This window comes from Streptomyces sp. NPDC048370 (assembly GCF_043200825.1).
Classification (GTDB): domain Bacteria; phylum Actinomycetota; class Actinomycetes; order Streptomycetales; family Streptomycetaceae; genus Streptomyces.
Genome location: NZ_JBICYI010000020.1, coordinates 56,589 through 76,885 on the forward strand (window position 1 = coordinate 56,589; position 20,297 = coordinate 76,885).

Here is a 20,297-nt window from a genome sequence, read left to right on the forward strand (position 1 = left end):
ACCCCACCCCCCCCCCCCCCCCCCCCCCCCCCCCCCCCCCCCCCGCCCCCCGCCCCCCCCCCCCCCCCCCCCCCCCCCCCCCCCCCCCCCCCCCCCCCCCCCCCCGTGCGGGAGGGACCTACGGACCTACGGGTGAGGCGACGTCAGGTGGTCGGCGGCGGAGTCTGCCCCGGACCCTGGCCCTGTCCCGGAGCCTGCCCCGGACCCGGACCCGGACCCTGGCCCGGACCCGCACTCGGACCCTGGCCCGGGCCCTTAGTGCCGTCGTCGTCCTTGTGGGCGATCCGCTCAAGGGCGTCCTTGGCCTTGCCGGTGCCCGATTCGATCTTGGCGCTGTACTTGCCCTTGGTCTTCTCGTCGACCATCTTCGCAGCCTTGTCCAGACCCTGGTCGATCTTTGCCTCGTGCTGCTGGGCGAGGCCCGAGACCTTGTCCTTGGCCGGGGCGAGCTTGGCCTTCAGTGAATCCAGGAGACCCATGGGTCACCTTCCCTCCGGTGCGTCCGTATGCCGTGCCCTGTCGCCAGGAGCCCGCTACTTCCGGGCGCTTTCGCCGGCCTCGTTGTCCGCGGCCTCGTCCGCCGACTGCTGCTTCGGGATCTCGACGGCCTCGACCACCTCGACGACCTCCACCACGGGGGCCTCGTCGCCCGCCTCGGCCCGGTCGGCCGACTCCGTCGACGTGTCGGCCTCGACACTGTCCGCGGCCTCCGCCTCGGCGGCCTCCCCGCTCCGCGCTCCGGCCTCCGCCTCCTCCGGCGCGTCCGTCACGGCGACAGCCTGGGCCTCCTCCGTCGACGCCTCGGCAGCTTCCTTGCCCTTCCGCCGAAACATTGCAAAAACGCCCATTTCAACTCCATAGCGTACTCGTGTGGGAAAAGCCCCGCGGCGCCCGGAGCGCCCTGTTGCGCCACCCGGCGCAGCCGGTACGGAAAACCGGCGGTCGGAACCTCGCAACTGGCAACGAACCCGGTGGCGGACCGTCACGTCGCTCATTCGGGGACCTGTCGGGAGGTTTGCGAGACTGTGACGGTGAGAAGTGCAGCTCCCGCCCCGCGGGTCATCGCCGTCGTCGGTCCCACAGCGGCCGGAAAGTCCGATCTGGGCGTATTTCTCGCCCAGCAACTGGGCGGCGAGGTCGTCAACGCAGACTCGATGCAGCTCTACCGAGGGATGGACATCGGTACCGCCAAGCTGACGCTGGAGGAGCGCGGTGGCATCCCGCACCACCTCCTCGACATCTGGGACGTGACGGAGGCCGCGAGCGTCGCCGAGTACCAGCGCCTCGCCCGCGCCGAGATCGACCGGCTGCTGGCCGAGGGCCGCACCCCGATCCTGGTCGGCGGCTCCGGACTCTACGTACGGGGCGCGATCGACTCCCTGGAGTTCCCCGGCACGGACCCGGCCGTACGGGCCCGCCTGGAGGCCGAGCTGGAGGAGCGTGGCTCCGGGGTGCTGCACGCCCGCCTGGCCGCGGCCGACCCCGACGCCGCGCGCGTGATCCTGCCCAGCAACGGCCGGCGCATCGTCCGGGCCCTGGAGGTCATCGAGATCACCGGCAAGCCCTTCACCGCCAACCTGCCAGGACCCGACCCGATCTACGACACGGTGCAGATCGGCGTCGACGTGGCGCGCCCCGAGCTCGACGAACGGATCACCGCGCGCGTGGACCGGATGTGGGAGGCAGGACTTGTCGACGAGGTGCGCACCCTGGAGGCGCGGGGACTGCGGGAGGGGCGCACGGCCGCCCGCGCGCTCGGGTACCAGCAGGTGCTCACGGCGCTCGCGGGGGAGTGCACCGACGACGAGGCGCGGGCCGAGACCGTACGCGCCACCAAACGCTTCGCGCGCCGCCAGGACTCGTGGTTCCGGCGCGACCCGCGGGTCCACTGGCTGAGCGGCGCCGTGGCGGACCGGGGGGAACTCCCGGGGCAGGCGCTGACGTTGGTCGAACGAGCGGTTACAGCCTGATCACGTGATGGCATCGGGACGCCATGCCCGTCATTCCAGGGGTCTCTGGCGTGCCATCATCGAGCATCGATCGACCAAGTGGAGTCCGAGTGGGAGGGCGCGTGGCGATGGAGGCCGGCCCTCGTGACACGGAACAGCAGGACGCGGTCCCGGGCGAAGCTCCGGGGACCGCGCCCGGCTTGAGCCCGGACGGACCGGACGACGCCGAAGGCTCGTCCGTCGAGGTCGACGCGGACGAGGTCGAGGTCGAGCTGAGGCCGCAGCGCAGGCTGCGGATCTGGCAGCTCGCGCCCATCGTCGGCCTCGCCGCCGTCGGGTCGCTGATGTTCGCCTTCCCCCTCGCCTTCGGCTCCGGCGACGGCGGTGCCGTCGTCGCCATGCTCGGTCTCCTGATCAGCTCCTGCGCCGCCGGCTGGGGGATGATGGCGGCCCGCAGGGTCGGCTCCGCCTGGCCGGGCCTCCCGGCCCGCGGCTCCGGCGAGCGGCCGAACTGGCGCGTGATCGCCCTGTACGTGTTCTTCAGCGCGCTCCTGGTGGCCCTGGCCGTCTGGCGCGTGGCCCGCCTCCGCTGACGGCCGCCTCCGCTTCCGGCTCGCCCCCACCGCCGGCCCGCCTCCGCCGACGGCCAGCCCCGCTGGCGACGGGCCCCCGCCCGAGGGGTGGGCCTTCGAGCGGCTGTCGGACCCGGCCCGTACAGTTGATCCCGTGACCACCACGCAGACCTCGCCACTCGCATTCCTCAAGGGCCACGGGACCGAGAACGACTTCGTGATCGTCCCCGACGCGGACAACGTCATCGAGCTGCCCGCCGCCGTCGTCGCGCGGCTGTGCGACCGCCGCGCCGGCATCGGCGGCGACGGTGTGCTGCACGTGGTCCGCAGCGAGGCCCACCCCGAGGCCCGCGCGATGGCCGGCGAGGCCGAGTGGTTCATGGACTACCGCAACGCCGACGGCTCGGTCGCCGAGATGTGCGGCAACGGCGTCCGCGTCTTCGCCCGCTACCTGGAGCACGCCGGGCACGTCACGGCCGGCGAGGTCGCCGTCGCCACCCGTGGCGGGGTCAAGCGCGTCCACCTGGACAAGGACGGCTCCGTCACCGTCTCGATGGGCCGCGCCAGGCTCCCCGAGGACGGCGTCACCGTCTCCGTCGACGGCCGCAGCTGGCCCGCCCGCAACGTGAACATGGGCAACCCGCACGCGGTCGCCTTCGTCGACTCCCTCGACCACGCGGGCAACCTCTTCACGGAGCCCCCGTACGCCCCGGCCGAGGTCTTCCCGGACGGCGTGAACATCGAGTTCGTCGCCGACCGCGGCCCGCGCCACGTGGCCATGCGCGTGCACGAGCGCGGCGCTTCCGAGACCCGCTCCTGCGGCACGGGCGCGTGCGCCGTCGCCGTCGCCACCGCCCGCCGGGACGGCGTCGACCCCGCCGTGAGCGGGACGCCCGTCACGTACACCGTGGACGTCCTCGGCGGGACGCTGACCATCACCGAGCACCCCGACGGGGAGCTGGAGATGACCGGCCCGGCCGTCATCGTCGGCGAGGGCACGATCGACCCGTCCTGGCTCGCGGACGCCTGAGCCCGCGCCATCGGCCGGCCCGGGCCTCCACGTCGACGGTCCCGGGCCTCCGCAGGCACGACGGCGCGCGACGGACACATTCGAAACTGTCAACGACTGACCGTTCGCTCGAATGGGTGATCCGTTTCACGCTGGGCGAGAGCGGGACTGCGCCGCGTGGTGGGGTCGGTAGCATCAAGCACCGGCCCTGCGGGCACGCCCTGCCCGTCCACCGCCGGTCGACGTCGCCGGAGGTGCCCCATGAGTGCAGAGGCCACCAACCCTGTGAGCGATGCGGAGGCCACCGGCCCCGACGCTCCCAGCCGCAGGCGCGCCCGTCCGAGGATCGACCTCCGCAGGCTGGGCCGCGCCGCACTGCTCGGTCCCACCACCAGGGGCAGGCTGCCCGACGCCATCGGACACGTCGCCGAGGCGCACCGGGCGCACCATCCCGACGCCGATCTGGCCGTGCTGCGCAGGGCCTACGTACTGGCCGAGTTCTCGCACCGCGGTCAGTTCCGCAAGAGCGGTGAGCCGTACATCACCCACCCCCTCGCGGTCACCCTCATCCTCGCCGAACTCGGCGCCGAGACCACGACGTTGACCGCGGCCCTCCTCCACGACACCGTCGAGGACACGGAAGTGACGCTCGATCAGGTACGGGAGGAGTTCGGCGCGGAGGTCGCCTATCTCGTCGACGGCGTCACCAAGGTGGAGAAGATCGACTACGGCGCCGCCGCCGAGCCGGAGACCTTCCGCAAGATGCTCGTCGCCACGGGCAACGACGTCCGCGTCATGTCGATCAAACTCGCCGACCGGCTCCACAACATGCGCACGCTCGGCGTGATGCGCCCGGAGAAACAGGTCAGGATCGCCAAGGTCACCCGTGACGTCCTCATCCCGCTCGCCGAGCGGCTCGGCGTTCAGGCGCTCAAGACCGAGCTGGAGGACCTCGTCTTCGCGATCCTCCACCCCGAGGAGTACGAGCGGACCCGCGCCCTCATCGCCGACAACACGGGCGCGGGCGACGCGCTGGCCGCCATCGCCGAAAGCCTCTCCGCCGTCCTGCGCGAGGCGGACATCGCCGCCGAAGTCCTCGTCCGGCCACGGCACTTCGTCTCCGTCCACCGTGTCCACCTCAAGCGCGGCGACCTGCGCGGCAGCGACTTCGGACGGCTCCTCGTCCTGGTCGCCGAGGACGCCGACTGTTACGCCGTGCTCGGCGAACTCCACACCTGTTTCACCCCGGTGATCTCGGAGTTCAAGGACTTCATCGCGGCCCCCAAGTTCAACCTGTACCAGTCCCTGCACACCGCCGTCGCAGCCCCCGACGGCGCCGTCGCCGAAGTCCTCATCCGTACGCACCAGATGCACAAGGTCGCCGAGGCCGGCGTCGTCGCCCTGGGCAATCCGTACACGCCCCCGGTCGGCGGCGACGGTGTCGAACCCGCCGAGGACGGCGAGCGCGCCGACCCCACCCGGCCCGGCTGGCTCTCCCGACTCCTCGACTGGCAGCAGTCCACCCCCGACCCGGACACGTTCTGGACCTCGCTGCGCGCCGACCTCGCCGAGGACCAGGAGATCACCGTCTTCCGCGCCGACGGCGGCGCCCCCGGCCAGATCAGCCTGCCCGCCGGGGCGAGCTGTGTGGACGCCGCCTACGCCCAGCACGGCGCCGCAGCCCACGGCTGCCTCGGCGCGCGCGTCAACGGCCGTCTGGCGACGCTCAGTACGGTCCTGAACGACGGCGACACCGTCCAGCTCCTGCTCGCCCAGGACACCGCCTCCGGGCCCTCCCCGGAGTGGCTGGAGCACGCCCGTACGCCCGCCGCCCGGATCGCGATCACCGCCTGGCTCCAGGCGCACCCGGAGGCCGCCAAGGCGCCCGAGGCCGACCCGAGGCCGCCCGTCTCCGTCACGGCCGACCGGCGACGCTCGGGCGCCAAGCTCCACGCCGACCTGCCCGGCGCCCAGGCCACCGCCGTACGCCCGGCAGGCTGCTGCACACCCGTACCCCCCGACGAGATCACCGGCTTCCAGGTACGCGGCGGCTCCGTCACCGTCCATCGCGCGGGCTGCGCGTCCGTCGACACGATGAGGCGCCTCGGGCGCGCGCCCGTCACCGTCCACTGGGGCGACACCGCCGAGTGCCGCGTCACGCTCGTCGCCGAGGCCTTCGGCCGGCCCCGGCTCCTCGCCGACCTCACCGAGGCGATCGCCGCCGCCGACGTGGCCGTCGTCTCGGCGACCGTCGAGCCCCCGAGCGAACAGCGGGTCCGGCACACGTACACCCTGCAACTCCCGGACGCGGCAGGACTGCCCGCCCTCATGCGCGCCATGCGCGACGTGGCCGGGGTGTACGACGTCGGCCGAGCCCAGCACCCCGCCACGCCCGAAGCCTGAGGCGCCTGAGGATCGCGCATCCGGCGGGCCGGGCCTTCGCGCGCCCTGCGGGCCGTCCCATGGACCGGCCGTCCGCGCGTCCGACGGCCCGTGATCGCGTCAGCACGGGGGTGACTCCTTCGGGTGGTCGGCGCGCGCGTCGCCCGGGGGAGCGGCGACGGCACTGGTAGCCGTAGCCCATGCCGCTCACACCACCCCGGAATCCCTCCCCACGCGCGCGGTGGTTGCGCTCCGCCGTCCTGGTCGCCGCATCGGCCGGACTCGTCGCAGCCGCCGTCCCCGCTCCCGCGCCGCTCGGCATCGGGGACCCCCTCTTCCCGCACCTCGGCAACCCCGGCTACGACGTCCTCGCGTACGACATCGCGCTCACCTACCCGGGCGGGAACACCGAACCGCTCGCCGGAGTGACCCGCATCGAGGCGCAGGCCACCGCCGACCTGGAGCGGATCAACCTGGACTTCACGCACGGGACGGTCTCCGCCGTCACCGTCGACGGTGAGCCGGCGACCTTCGAGACCAGCGGCGAAGACCTCGTGATCACGCCCGCGCGGGCGACCGAGAGCGGCGAGGCCCTGACCATCGCCGTCACCCACACCAGCGACCCAAGCGGCCCCCTCGACGCGGGCGGCTGGATCCGCACGGGCGACGGACTCGCCATGGCCAACCAGGCCGACGCCGCCCACCGCGTCTTCCCCTCCAACGACCACCCCGCCGACAAGGCGTACTTCACCTTCCGGATCACCGCGCCGACCGCGCTGACGGCCGTCGCCAACGGCCTGCCCGCGGGCCGGACCACCGACGGGGCCACCACCACCTGGACCTATCGCACGGCCCACCCGATGGCCACCGAGCTCGCCCAGGTCTCCATCGGCAGCACCACCGTCGTCCACCGGACCGGGCCGCACGGCCTTCCCCTGCGGGACGTGGTCCGCACCGCCGACCGCGAGCTCCTGGAGCCCTGGCTCAAGCGCACCCCCGGACACGTCGAGTGGATGGAGCGCCAGGTCGGCCCCTACCCCTTCGAGACCTACGGAGTGCTGATCGCCGACGCCGAGACCGGCTTCGAGCTGGAGACCCAGACCCTTTCTCTCTTCGAGAGAAGGCTCTTCACCGACTCCCGCTTCCCCGAGTGGTACGTCGACTCGGTCATGGTCCACGAGCTCGCGCACCACTGGTTCGGCAACAGCGTCTCGCCTCGCACCTGGTCCGACCTGTGGCTCAACGAGGGACACGCGAGCTGGTACGAGGCCCTGTACGCGGAGGAGACCGCCGGGCAGTCCCTGGAACGGCGCATGAAGGCCGCCTACGGCGCCTCCGACACCTGGCGCGCGGACGGAGGACCGCCCGCCGCCCCCGAGCCGCCCACGCCCGGCCAGAAGATCAGCCTCTTCCGGCCCGTCGTGTACGACGGCAGCGCACTGGTCCTCTACGCGCTGCGCGAGGAGATCGGGAAGGAGGCCTTCGAACAGCTGCAGCGCCGGTGGGTGAGCGAGCACCGGGACGCCACGGCCTCCACCGCCGACTTCACCGCCCTGGCCGCCGAGGTCGCCGGGCGTGACCTCACGTCCTTCTTCACCGGCTGGCTGTACGCCGAGAAGACCCCGCCGATGCCCGGGCACCCGGACTGGCGCTCCCAGCCGGCGGACGAGGCACGGGGCGCCGCGAAAGGCGCGGTGAAACCCGGATGACGCGCCCGGGCCGACCGTGTCACCATCATCAGGTCGACGACGCGGCCGGCCCGGGAATCTTTCCCCGCCGTCACACGTTGTGATCGACGCAACGACTTCCCATCGACGTAAGGATCAAATGACCTCCTCTTCATCCCCTTCCCAGGACGAGCAGAGCTTCGCGGATTCGCGCCGCACCGAGAGCCTTCGGGCCGATGCCCTGATGGAAGAGGACGTCGCCTGGAGCCACGAGATCGACGGAGAGCGGGACGGCGATCAGTTCGACCGCTCCGAGCGCGCCGCCCTGCGGCGCGTGGCGGGCCTCTCCACCGAGCTCGAGGACGTCACCGAGGTCGAGTACCGGCAGCTGCGCCTCGAGCGCGTCGTGCTGGTCGGCGTATGGACCTCGGGGACCGTCCAGGACGCGGAGAACTCCCTCGCGGAACTCGCGGCCCTCGCCGAGACGGCGGGCGCCCTGGTGCTCGACGGCGTGATCCAGCGCCGTGACAAGCCGGACCCGGCCACCTTCATCGGCTCGGGCAAGGCACGCGAGCTGCGGGACATCGTGCTCGAGACCGGTGCCGACACCGTCGTCTGTGACGGCGAGCTCAGCCCCGGTCAGCTCATCGCCCTCGAAGACGTCGTCAAGGTGAAGGTGGTCGACCGGACCGCCCTGATCCTCGACATCTTCGCCCAGCACGCCAAGTCCCGAGAGGGCAAGGCGCAGGTCGCGCTCGCGCAGATGCAGTACATGCTGCCGCGGCTGCGAGGCTGGGGTCAGTCGCTCTCCCGGCAGATGGGTGGCGGCGGCGGTGGCGGCATGGCCACCCGTGGTCCCGGTGAGACCAAGATCGAGACCGACCGGCGTCGGATCCGCGAGAAGATGGCGAAGATGCGCCGGGAGATCGCGGAGATGAAGACCGGCCGTGACATCAAGCGGCAGGAGCGGCGCCGTCACAAGGTTCCGTCGGTCGCCATCGCCGGTTACACCAACGCAGGCAAGTCCTCGCTCCTCAACCGGCTGACCGGTGCGGGTGTGCTGGTGGAGAACGCGCTGTTCGCCACCCTCGACCCGACCGTGCGCCGGGCCGAGACGCCCGGTGGCCGGGTGTACACCCTGGCCGACACCGTCGGGTTCGTACGGCACCTGCCGCACCACCTCGTCGAGGCGTTCCGTTCCACCATGGAGGAGGTCGGCGACTCCGATCTCATCCTGCACGTGGTGGACGGCTCGCACCCGGCTCCGGAGGAGCAGCTCGCCGCCGTGCGCGAGGTGTTCCGGGACGTCGGCGCGGTGAACGTGCCGGAGATCGTCGTCGTCAACAAGGCGGACGCGGCCGACCCGCTCGTCCTCCAGCGACTGATGCGCGCCGAGCGGCACGCGATCGCGGTCTCCGCCCGCACGGGCGAAGGCATCGAGGAGCTGCTCGCGCTCATCGACGCCGAGCTGCCGCGCCCGCAGGTCGAGATCGAGGCCCTCGTGCCGTACACGGAAGGCGGTCTCGTCTCCCGGGTGCACGCCGAGGGTGAGCTGCTCTCCGAGGAGCACACGCCGGAGGGCACGCTGCTCAAGGCTCGGGTCCACGAAGAGCTCGCGGCGTTCCTCATGCCGTTCGTCCCGGCCGCGCACTGACACCGGTTCGTCCCAGAGCCGACAGGAAGGCCCCGCTCCTCATCGAGGAGCGGGGCCTTCCGCATGTCACACCCGTACGGCGATCAGCGGGCGAACTTCTTGCTCACCATCTCGTGCGCGTCCTTCGCGCCCTTGCCCAGCTGCGGTCCCGCCAGCCAGCCGTTGCCGCCGGCCGGGCCGATCGAGGTGTTCGACACCAGCGCCGGCTTGCCGTTCGGCATGGTCCGGATCCAGCCGCCGCCCGAGGAGCCGCCGGTCATGGTGCAGCCGATGCGGTACATGGTGGGCGTCGCGGGGGCCGTGGTCATCCGGGTCGGCCGGTCGACGCACTTGTGCATGATCAGACCGTTGTACGGCGCCGCCGCCGGGTAGCCCCAGGCGCCCATCATGCCCGCCCGGGAGTGGGCCGGGGCCGAGAAGTCGATCGGCAGTGCCACGCCGACGGTCTCCTCCAGCGACTTCTTGCCCTGCTGCGGCTTCACGTGGAGCACGGCGTAGTCGTACGGCCAGGCCGCGTTCGAACCGCCGCGGTTGATCCACTCGCCCGAGGTCACGGCCCAGTCCGCCCAGTACTGACCGTACGGCGCGACCTCGTGCGGCTTCGCGTTGCGCAGCGCGGACGGGGACTTGCCGAGGTCGTTGTAGGCCGGGACGAAGGTGATGTTGCGGTACCAGCCGCCCCGCTGACCGGCGTGGACGCAGTGGCCGGCGGTCCACACCATGTTGGACTTCCCGGGCCGGCGCGGGTCCTTCACGATCGTGCCCGAGCAGACCATGCTGCCCTGCGGCGAGTCGAAGAAGATCTTGCCGACCGGCGCCGCGTTGCGGTGGTACGGAGTCTTCTCCCGCTGCGCCTGGATGGGACGCGGCAGGGGGTCGCTGCCCCCGGAGCCCGCCGCGGTCGTCACCGTCTGGTCCGGGCTCTTCGCGGACTGCATGCGCTCGGGGTTCCAGAGCCCGTCGATCACGGGGTTGACGAAGTCCTCGGCCTCACGGAGCCAGGTGTCCTTGTTCCAGTTCTTCCACTCGCCGTCCTTCCACTTGTCCACGTCGACGCCGTGCTTCTTCAGCTTGTCGGCGATGTCCTGGGGGACGGCGGGGTCCTCGGCGCCGCCCGTGGCGGAAGCGGAGGCGCTGGACTCCGCGGCGGGCTTGTCGGCCGCCGGAGTCTCGGTCGGACCGCAGGCGGTGGCCGTCAGCGCGAGCGCCGAGACCAGGCCGACGGTGGCTGGAAGGAGTCGTATGGAACGCATGTTTCGGGAGCCCCCTGATGAAGTGTGGTGCGGCGCGCGCGGTGAACGGTCCGCGCGCGGCGCCCGATGATGTCGTGGAAAGGGGCGGGACCCCGCGGGATCCCGCCCCGAACAGCCGCCGCCTAGCGGCCGGCGAACTTCTTGCTGACCTCGTCGTAGATGCCCTTGGCCTCCGCGCCCAGCCGCGGACCGGCCAGCCAGCCGGCCGTGACCGGGCCGATCGAGGTGTTGGACACGAGCGCGGGCTTGCCGTCCCGGCCCGCTGCCACCCAGCCGCCACCGGAGGAACCACCGGTCATGGTGCAGCCGATGCGGTACATCGTCGGCTGCTCCGCCTTGACCGAGAGACGCCCCGGCTTGTCCTGGCACTGGTACATCTTCTGGCCGTCGAACGGCGCACCCGCCGGGTAGCCGATCGCCTTCATGTTCGCGATCTTCGCCACCGTCGGAGCGTTGAACTCGACCGGCAGCGCCGAACCGACCGTCTCCTCGAGCGACTTGCCCGTGCCACCCTTCTCCGGCGTCACGTGGATCACCGCGAAGTCGTACGGAGCGCCCTGGCCACCGGTCGACGCGCCCTCCGAGATCCACTGCTCGGAGGTCTGCGCCCAGTCGCCCCACCACACGCCGTACGGAGCGACCTGCTCGCGCGTCGCGTTCTGCAACTGCGCGGTCGGCAGGGCCTTGTCGTTGTACGAGGGCACGAAGGCGATGTTGCGGTACCAGCCGCCCTTCTTGCCCGCGTGCACGCAGTGGCCCGCCGTCCAGACCATGTTGGACTTGCCGGGGTTGGCCGGGTCCTTCACGACGGTGGCCGAGCAGACCATCGAGCCCTCGGGCCCGTCGAAGAACACCTTGCCGGCCTCAGGGGCGTTGGAGTGGTACGGCGCCTGCACACCCTTCGCGCGGACCGGCGCGGGCGTCGGGTCGGTGACCCCCTTGTCGCCCTGCAGGTCCTCCTCCTCCACCGGCTTGTCGGGACGCTGGGCGTCCCGCATCCGGTCCGGGTCCCAGAGGTCCTCGATGATCGGGTTGACGTAGTCCTTGGCCTCACGCAGCCACTTGTCGCGGTCCCAGTTCTTCCACTCGCCGTCGCGCCACTTGTCCAGGTCGATCCCGTGCTCCTTGAGCCGGTCCTTCAGATCGTCCGGAATCGTGATCTTGTCGGCGGTGGGCGAACTCGTGGGCGCGGAGGGCTTGTCCCCCGCGTTCTCCTCGCTAGGGCCGCAGGCCGTCGCCGTCAGCGTCAGCGCCGCGACGGCTGCGGCCGCGGCCAGCAGCGGACGAATCGATCGCATCTCGTGATCCCCCTGGGACTACGTCAACTTGTGCATGAGTGAACTGTGGTGGCGCCGTCGCCGACGCCGAAAGTGCGGCCCCCACTATGCCGGTGCCGGAGGGGACGGTACGCGACAGGTCCACGGTTCCGGCCCCCGCACGGGCGTTGCCGGGTCGTGATCCCCGCCACGCCAAGGATCTTGGGATTCTCCCGTGATCCTTGGCAGTTCCCGTCGTTGGTACGTACGGGGGACACAGAGGGAGCGTTCAGGGGCGCCGTTCGCGGTGCGCTGCAACGTACCGATGTGCAACGCAACTGTTACAGCGGGAGGACACCGAGCCGTGGCCGTGACCGAACCAGCTCCGGCCGTACCGTCGGCCGCGCCGACGCGTCAGGTGGAGCGGAGGACCGCCGAGGGAGCCGCTCTCGAAGGCATCCTGCGCCGCCAGTCGTTGCGCGAGTCCGCCGCGCGCACATACGCGCGCTCGTTGCCGATCGTCCCTGTCCGGGCCAGAGGCCTGACCATCGAGGGCGCGGACGGGCGGCGTTACCTGGACTGCCTCTCCGGCGCCGGGACCCTGGCGCTCGGACACAACCATCCGGTGGTCCTCGAAGCCATCAAGAAGGTGCTCGACTCCGGAGCCCCCCTCCATGTCCTCGACCTCGCGACCCCGGTCAAGGACGCCTTCACCACCGAGCTGTTCGCGACGCTCCCGACCGGACTCGCCGAGAACGCGCGCATCCAGTTCTGCGGACCGGCCGGGACGGACGCGGTCGAGGCCGCCCTGAAGCTCGTCCGCACGGCCACCGGCCGCAGCGGGCTGCTCAGCTTCACCGGCGCCTACCACGGCATGACGGCCGGCGCCCTGGACGCCTCCGGGGGCGCGACGGACGTACGGGTCGCCCGGCTGCCGTACCCGCAGAACTACCGCTGCCCCTTCGGTGTCGGCGGCGCACGCGGCGCCGAACTTGCCGCGCGCTGGACGGAGAACCTCCTCGACGACCCCAAGAGCGGGGTGACGGCGCCCGCCGCGATGATCCTCGAACCGGTGCAGGGGGAGGGCGGTGTCATCCCCGCCCCCGACGACTGGATGCGGCGCATGCGGGAGATCACCGCGGCCCGGTCCATCCCGCTCATCGCCGACGAGGTCCAGACGGGCGTCGGCCGCACCGGCGCCTTCTGGGCCGTCGAGCACAGCGGTGTCGTTCCCGACGTGATGGTCCTCTCCAAGGCCATCGGCGGCTCGCTCCCGCTCGCGGTCGTCGTCTACCGCGCGGAGCTCGACGCCTGGGAGCCCGGCGCCCACGCGGGCACCTTCCGTGGCAACCAACTCGCCATGGCCGCCGGGACCGCCACCCTCGCGTACGTACGGGAGAACCGGCTCGCCGACCGTGCGGCCACCCTCGGCGCCCGGATGCTCGGCCGCCTCCAGGGCCTGGCGGCCCTCCACCCCTGCATCGGCGACGTGCGCGGCCGAGGGCTCATGATCGGCGTCGAACTGGTGGATCCGGACAGCCCCGGCGCCGACGCCTCCGTCCCCCCGGTCGACCAGGCACTGGCCGTGGCCGTCCAGCAGGAATGCCTGCACCGCGGGCTCATCGTCGAACTCGGCGGCCGTCACTCGGGCGTCGTCCGCCTCCTGCCCCCACTCACCCTCACCGACGAGCAGGCCGAGGCCGTCCTCGACCGCTTCGCCGACGCCCTGGCCGCCGCCGAACGCGCCCACCGCCCGCGTCCCGCGCCCGACGCGCGCCTCCTGAACACCACCGGACCGACCCGGCCGACCGGACCGTCCCACTGATCCCGGACCGCCCCCGGACACCCTCACAAGGAAGCCCCCCGTGAACGCCAGCCCCGCCTCCGAAGCGTCCGACACCGGCAGCGCCGCACACGGCCCGCTCACCGTCGAACAGGCCACCGTCCCGCGCCAGCACTCCGGCCCGTACGACACCCAGCCCACGCCCGCGCGGACGGCCGCGGGTGCCGGCGCGACCCGGCAGGACCACCTCGACGACCCGGATCCGCAGCGCGCCGCCGACACGGCGACCATCGAGAACCTGCTCCGCTGCTGGGTACGGGAGAAGAACCTGCCCGCCCCCGGCTCGAACACCCTGCGCATCCCCCTCGAAGCCAGCGGCACCGCCCTCCTCGTCCCCGTCCTCTACTGGTCGCCCACGGGATGGCACCGCTTCGGAGCCCCCGCCCTCGAAGGCCTTCACCCCACCGCGCCCCGCGTCGACGCGGTCACCGTCGCCGCCCTGATCAGCCGGGAGACCGGCCGCCCCGAAGGCACCGAACTCGTCGGCCGTGTCGCCGACTCGGCCCGTCGCACCGCCGACTTCATCACCGACCGGCGCCGCCGTCCGACCCCCGGCCCGGAGGCGGACCTCTTCCTCGCCGCCGAGCAGTCCCTGCTCCTCGGCCACCCGCTCCACCCGACCCCCAAGAGCCGCGAAGGACTCTCCGACGCCGAGGCCCGGCTCTACTCGCCCGAGCTGTACGGCTCCTTCCCGCTCCACTGGATGGCTGTCGCCCCCTCACTCCTCGCCTCCGACTCCGCCTGGACGGAACAGGGCCGCCCGGTCAGCGCCGCCCAACTCGCCACCGGACTCGCCGAAGGCCTCGAAGTGCCCGCCGGTACCGTCCCGTTGCCGCTGCACCCCTGGCAGGCACGCGAACTGACCCACCGCCCCGCCGTCGCCTCCCTCATCGACGCAGGTCTCCTCCACGACCTCGGCCCCTCCGGCGCCGCCTGGCACCCCACCTCCTCCGTCCGCACCGTGCACCGGCCCGGCGCCCGCACGATGCTCAAGCTCTCCCTCGGCGTCCGCATCACCAACTCCCGCCGTGAGAACCTCCGCAAGGAGCTCCACCGCGGAGTCGAGGTCCACCGGCTCCTGCGCACGGGCCTCGTCGACCAGTGGCAGGCCGCGCACCCCGGCTTCGACATCGTCCGCGACCCCGCCTGGCTCGCCGTCGACACCCCGGACGGAGCGCCCGTCCCCGGGCTCGACGTCATGATCCGGCACAACCCCTTCGCCGCCGGCGACGACGCCGTCTGCATCGCCGCGCTCACCGCCCCGCGCCCCTGGCCCGGCACCACGCGGATGCGCTCCCGGCTCACCGACATCGTCACCCGCCTCGCCGCCCGCACCGGCCGCCCGACGGCCGCCGTCGCCGCCGAGTGGTTCCTGCGCTACCTCGACCAGGTCGTCCGCCCCGTCCTCTGGCTCGACGGCGTGGCCGGAGTCGCCCTGGAGGCCCACCAGCAGAACACCCTGGTGCTCCTCGACCCGGACGGCTGGCCCATCGGCGGCCGCTACCGCGACAACCAGGGCTACTACTTCCGCGAGTCCCGCCGCGACGAGCTGGAGAGCCGCCTCCCCGGCATCGGCGCCACCAGCGACACCTTCGTCTCCGACCAGGTCACCGACGAACGCTTCGCCTACTACCTCGGCATCAACAACGTCCTCGGACTCATCGGGGCCTTCGGCGCCCAGCACCTCGCCGACGAACGCGTCCTACTCGCCGGATTCCGCCAGTTCCTCACCTCCGCCACCAGCCTCGGCTCGCCGCTGCCGCACCGGCTCCTGGAGGCCGCCACGCTGCGCTGCAAGGCCAACCTCCTCACCCGTCTGCACGGCCTCGACGAACTCGTCGGACCCGTCGACACCCAGTCCGTCTACGTCACCATCACCAACCCCCTCCGCTCCTGAAACTCACACCCCGACCGCACGGCCGAGAGACCGCCGGCCGACCGAACCGCCGAGAGGAGAGCCCCGCTGTGCCTCCCACCGATGCGCGACCCGCCACCGACACGGGCGGCGACGACACCCTGGACCTGCACCTCTCGGACGAACTCGTCGCCCTGATCGCGGCCGGTGAGGGCCCGGCGACCACGGACGGCCACCTCCTCGACGCGGTCGCCTCGTGGGGCCCGGTCACCACCCCCGTCGGCTCGTTCCGCCTCGTACCCGTCCGGCTCGAACGCGACCTGGACCTCATCACCCGGTGGATGAACGACCCGGCCGTCGCCGCCTTCTGGGAGCTCGCCGGCCCCGAGACCGTCACGGCCACCCACATCCGCGCCCAACTCGACGGCGACGGCCGCAGCGTGCCCTGTCTCGGAGTCCTCGACTCCACCCCCATGAGCTACTTCGAGATCTACCGCGCCGACCTCGACCCGCTCGCCCGGCACTATCCGGCCCGCCCGCACGACACCGGCATCCACCTCCTCCTCGGCGGCGTCGCCGACCGAGGCCGTGGTGTCGGCAGCGCGCTGCTCCGTGCCGTCGCCGATCTCGCGCTCGACCATCGCCCCCGGTGCAGCCGTGTCATCGCCGAACCCGACCTACGCAACACCCCTTCCGTCTCAGCCTTCTTGAGCGCCGGCTTCCGCCTCTCGGCGGAAGTCGACCTTCCTGACAAGCGAGCCGCCCTCATGGTCCGCGAACGCGCCCTTCGTCACGTCCTGTGAACGCCTCCCTGCCTTACATACACCGCTCGACCCACAGCGGTTCCCACCCCGAGGAGTCCTCGTGCCGATGTCCCCTGCCACCCACGACTCCGTACTGCTCGCACCGCCCGAGCTGACCTCCGAGGCCTGGAACCGGGCCGCCGCCCGCCTGCTCACCAAGACCATCGCCGAGTTCGCGTACGAAGAGATCGTCGAGCCCGTCCCGGCGGACGACTCCGCGTCCGACACTCCGCCCGACACCCCGCCCGGCACCGCGTCCGAAACCCCCGACGGCCCCCGCCGCTACGCCCTGCGCCTCGACGACGGCTCGACCCTGACGTTCACGGCCCGCCGGGGCGCCTACGGAAGCTGGCGCCTCGCCCCCGACTCGCTCGCGCTCGACGGGGGGCGGCCGCTGACCGACCCGCTCGACTTCCTGGTCCGCGCGCGCCGCCTCCTGAACCTCGACGGCGCCACCCTCGGCCATCTGATCCGCGAGCTCACGACCACGCTCGCCGCCGACGCCCGCCTCGACCAGTCGGCCCTCACGTCCGACCGCCTCGCCGACCTCGGATACGCCGAACTCGAAGGCCACCAGACCGGTCACCCCTGGCTCGTCCTCAACAAAGGCCGGATCGGCTTCTCCGCCACCGACGCGGCCCGCTGGGCCCCCGAAGCCCGCCGCCCCGCGAGCCTGCCGTGGATCGCCGTCAGCACCGACCTCGCCGCCTATCGCGGAGTCCCCGGCCTCGACACCCCCGACCGGCTCTACGACCGCGAACTCGACACCGACGTCCGCGAGACCTACCGGGCCACGCTGCGCGCCCGCGGCCTCGACCCCGACCGGTACCTCCTCCTGCCCGTCCACCCCTGGCAGTGGGACGAGATCATCCTTCCGCTCTACGCCCCCGCCGTCGCGGCCGGCGCGATCGTCCCCCTGCCCGCCGACGGAGACCTGCGCCTCCCGCAGCAGTCCATCCGCACCTTCCTCAACACGAGCAGGCCCGACCGGCACACCGTGAAGCTGCCGCTGTCCGTGCTCAACACGCTCGTCTGGCGCGGACTCCCCACGGAGAGGACCCTCGCCGCACCCGCCGTCACCGCCTGGGTCCACGGGCTCCGCGACGCCGACCCCTTCCTGCGCGACGAATGCGGGGTGGTCCTGCTCGGTGAAGTCGCCTCCGTCACCGTCGAGCACCCCCTCTACGACCGGCTCCCCGAGGTCCCGTACCAGTACAAGGAGCTCCTCGGCGCGATCTGGCGCGAACCGCTCAGGCTCCCGCCCGGCGAACGCGCCCGGACCCTGGCCGCCCTGCTGCACACGGACCCGCACGGCCGCGCCTTCGTCGCCGAACTCGTCGAGCGGTCCGGGCTCGCCCCCACGGTCTGGCTCCGACGGCTCTTCGCCGCCCTGCTCCCTCCGCTGCTGCACTTCCTCTACCAGTACGGAACCGTTTTCTCCCCGCACGGCGAGAACGCCATCGTCGTCTTCGACGACAGTGACGTTCCCGTACGCCTGGCGATCAAGGACTTCGTCGACGACGTCAACATCAGCGCCCACCCCCTGCCCGAGCACGACCCCATGCCCGACGACGTCCGGGCCGTCCTGCTCACGGAGGAACCCGACTTCCTCACCCAGTTCATCCATTCAGGGCTGTTCGTCGGCGTCTTCCGCTACCTGGCGCCGCTCTGCGAGGACCAACTCGCCGTACCGGAAGCCGACTTCTGGGCGCTCGTACGGGCCGAGATCCTGCGGCACCAGGCGCGCTTCCCGGAGCTGAAGGAACGGTTCGAGCTCTTCGATCTCCTGGCCCCACGGATCGAGCGGCTCTGCCTCAACCGGAACCGTCTGCACCTGGACGGCTACCGCGACCGCCCCCAGCGGCCCCACGCCGCCGTGCACGGAACGGTGCCGAATCCGCTCGCGTGAATCCGACTGTCAGTGCCGCGCCGTAGGGTGGACGCGCTATGACGAAGCCATCCCTCCCCGACCTCCTGCACGCCGCCGTCTCCGCCGTCGGCGGGGTGGAGCGGCCCGGCCAGGTCACCATGGCCGAGGCCGTTGCCGAGGCCATCGACGACAGCTCCCACCTGCTGGTCCAGGCCGGCACCGGCACCGGAAAGTCCCTCGGCTATCTGGTGCCGGCGCTGGCACACGGTGAGCGCGTGGTGGTCGCCACGGCCACCCTGGCGCTCCAGCGCCAGCTGGTCGAGCGCGACCTTCCGCGCACGGTCGAGGCGCTGCACCCGCAGCTGCGCCGCCGTCCGGAGTTCGCGATGCTCAAGGGGCGGTCGAACTACCTCTGCCTTCACCGCCTCCACGAGGGCGTGCCCCAGGACGAGGAGGAGGGCCTCTTCGACCCCTTCGAGGCAGCGGCCCCGACCAGCAAGCTGGGACAGGACCTGCTGAGGCTCCGCGACTGGTCGGACGAGACGGAGACCGGGGACCGGGACGATCTGACCCCCGGTGTCTCGGACCGCGCCTGGGCCCAGGTGTCGGTCTCCTCGCGCGAGTGTCTGGGCGCGACCAAGTGCGCGTACGGGGCCGAGTGCTTCGCCGAGGCGGCCCGGGAGCGGGCCAAGCTGGCGGAGGTCGTCGTCACCAATCACGCCCTGCTCGCCATCGACGCGATCGAGGGTGCTCCCGTGCTGCCGCAGCACGAAGTGCTGATCGTGGACGAGGCCCATGAGCTCGTCTCGCGGGTCACCGGGGTCGCCACGGGCGAGCTCACCCCGGGCCAGGTCAACCGCGCGGTCCGCCGGTCGGCGAAGCTGGTCGACGAGAAGGTCGCCGACCAGCTCCAGACGGCCGCGGAGGGCTTCGAGCGGCTGATGGAGCTGGCCCTGCCGGGCCGTCTTGAGGAGATCCCCGAGGACCTCGGCTACGCGCTGATGGCGCTGCGGGACGCCTCGCGCGCGGTGATCTCGGCGCTCGGCACCACCCGGGACAAGTCCGTCCAGGACGAGGACGCCGTCCGCAAGCAGGCCCTCGCCTTCGTGGAGAACGTCCACTCCGTCGCCGAGCGCATCACTCAGGGCTCCGAGTGGGACGTCGTCTGGTACGAACGCCACGACCGTTTCGGCGCATCCCTGAGGGTCGCGCCGCTCTCCGTGTCGGGGCTGCTGCGCGAGAAGCTCTTCGCGGACCGCTCCGTCGTCCTCACCTCGGCCACCCTGAAGCTGGGCGGCGACTTCAACGGGGTCGGCGCCTCCCTGGGGCTGGCTCCCGAGGGCACCCAGGGCGACGACATCCCGGAGTGGAAGGGCATCGACGTCGGCTCGCCGTTCGACTACCCCAAGCAGGGGATCCTCTACGTCGCCAAGCACCTGGCCCGCCCGGCGCGGGACGGCGACCGGACGGACATGCTCGACGAGCTCACGGAGCTGGTGCAGGCGGCGGGTGGCCGGACGCTCGGCCTGTTCTCCTCGATGCGGGCCGCCCAGCTCGCCGCCGAGGAGCTGCGCACCCGGATCCCCGAGTACCCGATCCTCCTCCAGGGCGAGGACACGCTCGGCGAGCTGATCAAGAACTTCTCCGCCGACCCGCAGACCTGCCTCTTCGGCACGCTCTCCCTCTGGCAGGGCGTGGACGTTCCGGGGGCGAGCTGTCAGCTGGTCGTCATGGACAAGATCCCCTTCCCGCGCCCCGACGACCCGCTGATGAGCGCCCGCCAGAAGGCGGTGGAGGACGCGGGCGGCAACGGCTTCATGGCCGTGGCGGCCACGCACGCGGCCCTGCTGATGGCCCAGGGCGCCGGACGTCTCGTCCGGGCCACCGGAGACCGTGGAGTGGTCGCCGTACTCGATCCGCGGCTCGCCACGGCCCGGTACGGCAGCTATCTCAAGGCTTCGCTGCCCGACTTCTGGTACACGACGGATCGCAACCAGGTGAGGAAGTCGCTTGCGGCGATCGACGCCGCGTCGAAGGCGGCAGGAGTCTGAGACCGCGGCAGGAGCCTGAGGGGCTGAGACATGGACCGGGTCCTGCCGCGGCAGGGCAGGACCCGGGAGAAGACAGAGCAGGGCCCCGGGACCGGCGCAGTGGGTCCCGGGGCCCGGTCAGAGCCGGCCAGGT

15 protein-coding genes are annotated in these 20,297 nt (G+C 72.2%); 11 read left to right on the plus strand and 4 right to left on the minus strand.

The window, feature by feature from the left end; all coding sequences use genetic code 11:
• Positions 1-143: 143 nt before the first annotated feature.
• Entirely contained in the window at positions 144-479 is a 336-nt protein-coding gene (locus ACGFYP_RS31675; protein ID WP_393500945.1) for an antitoxin, read from the minus strand.
• Between the two features lie 54 nt (positions 480-533).
• Positions 534-848 (minus strand): hypothetical protein, encoded by a 315-nt coding sequence (locus ACGFYP_RS31680; RefSeq protein ID WP_393500947.1) that lies wholly within the window; start codon positions 846-848, stop codon positions 534-536.
• A gap of 183 nt (positions 849-1,031) precedes the next feature.
• Between ACGFYP_RS31680 and miaA the strand changes: the two genes are divergently transcribed.
• From miaA to hflX, 6 genes are all read left to right on the plus strand, one after another.
• Positions 1,032-1,970 (plus strand): tRNA (adenosine(37)-N6)-dimethylallyltransferase MiaA, encoded by a 939-nt coding sequence (gene miaA / locus ACGFYP_RS31685; protein WP_393500950.1) that lies wholly within the window; start codon positions 1,032-1,034, stop codon positions 1,968-1,970.
• A gap of 107 nt (positions 1,971-2,077) precedes the next feature.
• A complete protein-coding gene (locus ACGFYP_RS31690) occupies positions 2,078-2,542 on the plus strand; it encodes a hypothetical protein (RefSeq protein WP_361966269.1) in 465 nt (154 codons plus the stop codon).
• Between the two features lie 133 nt (positions 2,543-2,675).
• Positions 2,676-3,551 (plus strand): diaminopimelate epimerase, encoded by an 876-nt coding sequence (gene dapF, locus ACGFYP_RS31695; protein ID WP_393500953.1) that lies wholly within the window; start codon positions 2,676-2,678, stop codon positions 3,549-3,551.
• Positions 3,552-3,791: 240 nt separating this feature from the next.
• Positions 3,792-5,933, plus strand: coding sequence for a RelA/SpoT family protein (locus ACGFYP_RS31700; protein ID WP_393500956.1), 2,142 nt, complete (start codon positions 3,792-3,794; stop codon positions 5,931-5,933).
• Positions 5,934-6,112: 179 nt separating this feature from the next.
• Positions 6,113-7,621, plus strand: coding sequence for a M1 family metallopeptidase (locus ACGFYP_RS31705; protein ID WP_393500961.1), 1,509 nt, complete (start codon positions 6,113-6,115; stop codon positions 7,619-7,621).
• A gap of 118 nt (positions 7,622-7,739) precedes the next feature.
• Positions 7,740-9,233 carry a GTPase HflX gene (hflX, locus tag ACGFYP_RS31710; RefSeq protein ID WP_393500965.1) on the plus strand — a complete coding sequence of 498 codons (1,494 nt, stop codon included), beginning with the start codon at positions 7,740-7,742 and terminating at the stop codon, positions 9,231-9,233.
• 83 nt (positions 9,234-9,316) lie between these two features.
• On the opposite strand, the gene ACGFYP_RS31715 is transcribed toward hflX, so the two are convergent.
• Complete coding sequence (locus ACGFYP_RS31715; protein WP_393500967.1) at positions 9,317-10,486, minus strand: trypsin-like serine peptidase; 1,170 nt, start codon at positions 10,484-10,486, stop codon at positions 9,317-9,319.
• A gap of 122 nt (positions 10,487-10,608) precedes the next feature.
• On the minus strand, positions 10,609-11,784 hold the full coding sequence (locus ACGFYP_RS31720) for a trypsin-like serine peptidase (RefSeq protein WP_393500970.1): 1,176 nt from the start codon (positions 11,782-11,784) through the stop codon (positions 10,609-10,611).
• Positions 11,785-12,106: 322 nt separating this feature from the next.
• On the opposite strand from ACGFYP_RS31720, the gene ACGFYP_RS31725 reads away from it, so the two are divergent.
• From ACGFYP_RS31725 to ACGFYP_RS31745, 5 genes are all read left to right on the plus strand, one after another.
• Positions 12,107-13,567 carry a diaminobutyrate--2-oxoglutarate transaminase family protein gene (locus tag ACGFYP_RS31725; protein WP_393500973.1) on the plus strand — a complete coding sequence of 487 codons (1,461 nt, stop codon included), beginning with the start codon at positions 12,107-12,109 and terminating at the stop codon, positions 13,565-13,567.
• Between the two features lie 40 nt (positions 13,568-13,607).
• Entirely contained in the window at positions 13,608-15,482 is a 1,875-nt protein-coding gene (locus ACGFYP_RS31730; RefSeq protein ID WP_393500975.1) for an IucA/IucC family protein, read from the plus strand.
• A gap of 68 nt (positions 15,483-15,550) precedes the next feature.
• Positions 15,551-16,243, plus strand: a complete 693-nt coding sequence (locus ACGFYP_RS31735; RefSeq protein WP_393500982.1) for a GNAT family N-acetyltransferase — start codon at positions 15,551-15,553, stop codon at positions 16,241-16,243.
• Positions 16,244-16,310: 67 nt separating this feature from the next.
• Entirely contained in the window at positions 16,311-18,152 is a 1,842-nt protein-coding gene (locus ACGFYP_RS31740) for an IucA/IucC family protein (RefSeq protein ID WP_393500985.1), read from the plus strand.
• A gap of 38 nt (positions 18,153-18,190) precedes the next feature.
• A complete protein-coding gene (locus ACGFYP_RS31745; RefSeq protein ID WP_393500988.1) occupies positions 18,191-20,164 on the plus strand; it encodes an ATP-dependent DNA helicase in 1,974 nt (657 codons plus the stop codon).
• The last annotated feature ends 133 nt before the right edge of the window (positions 20,165-20,297 follow it).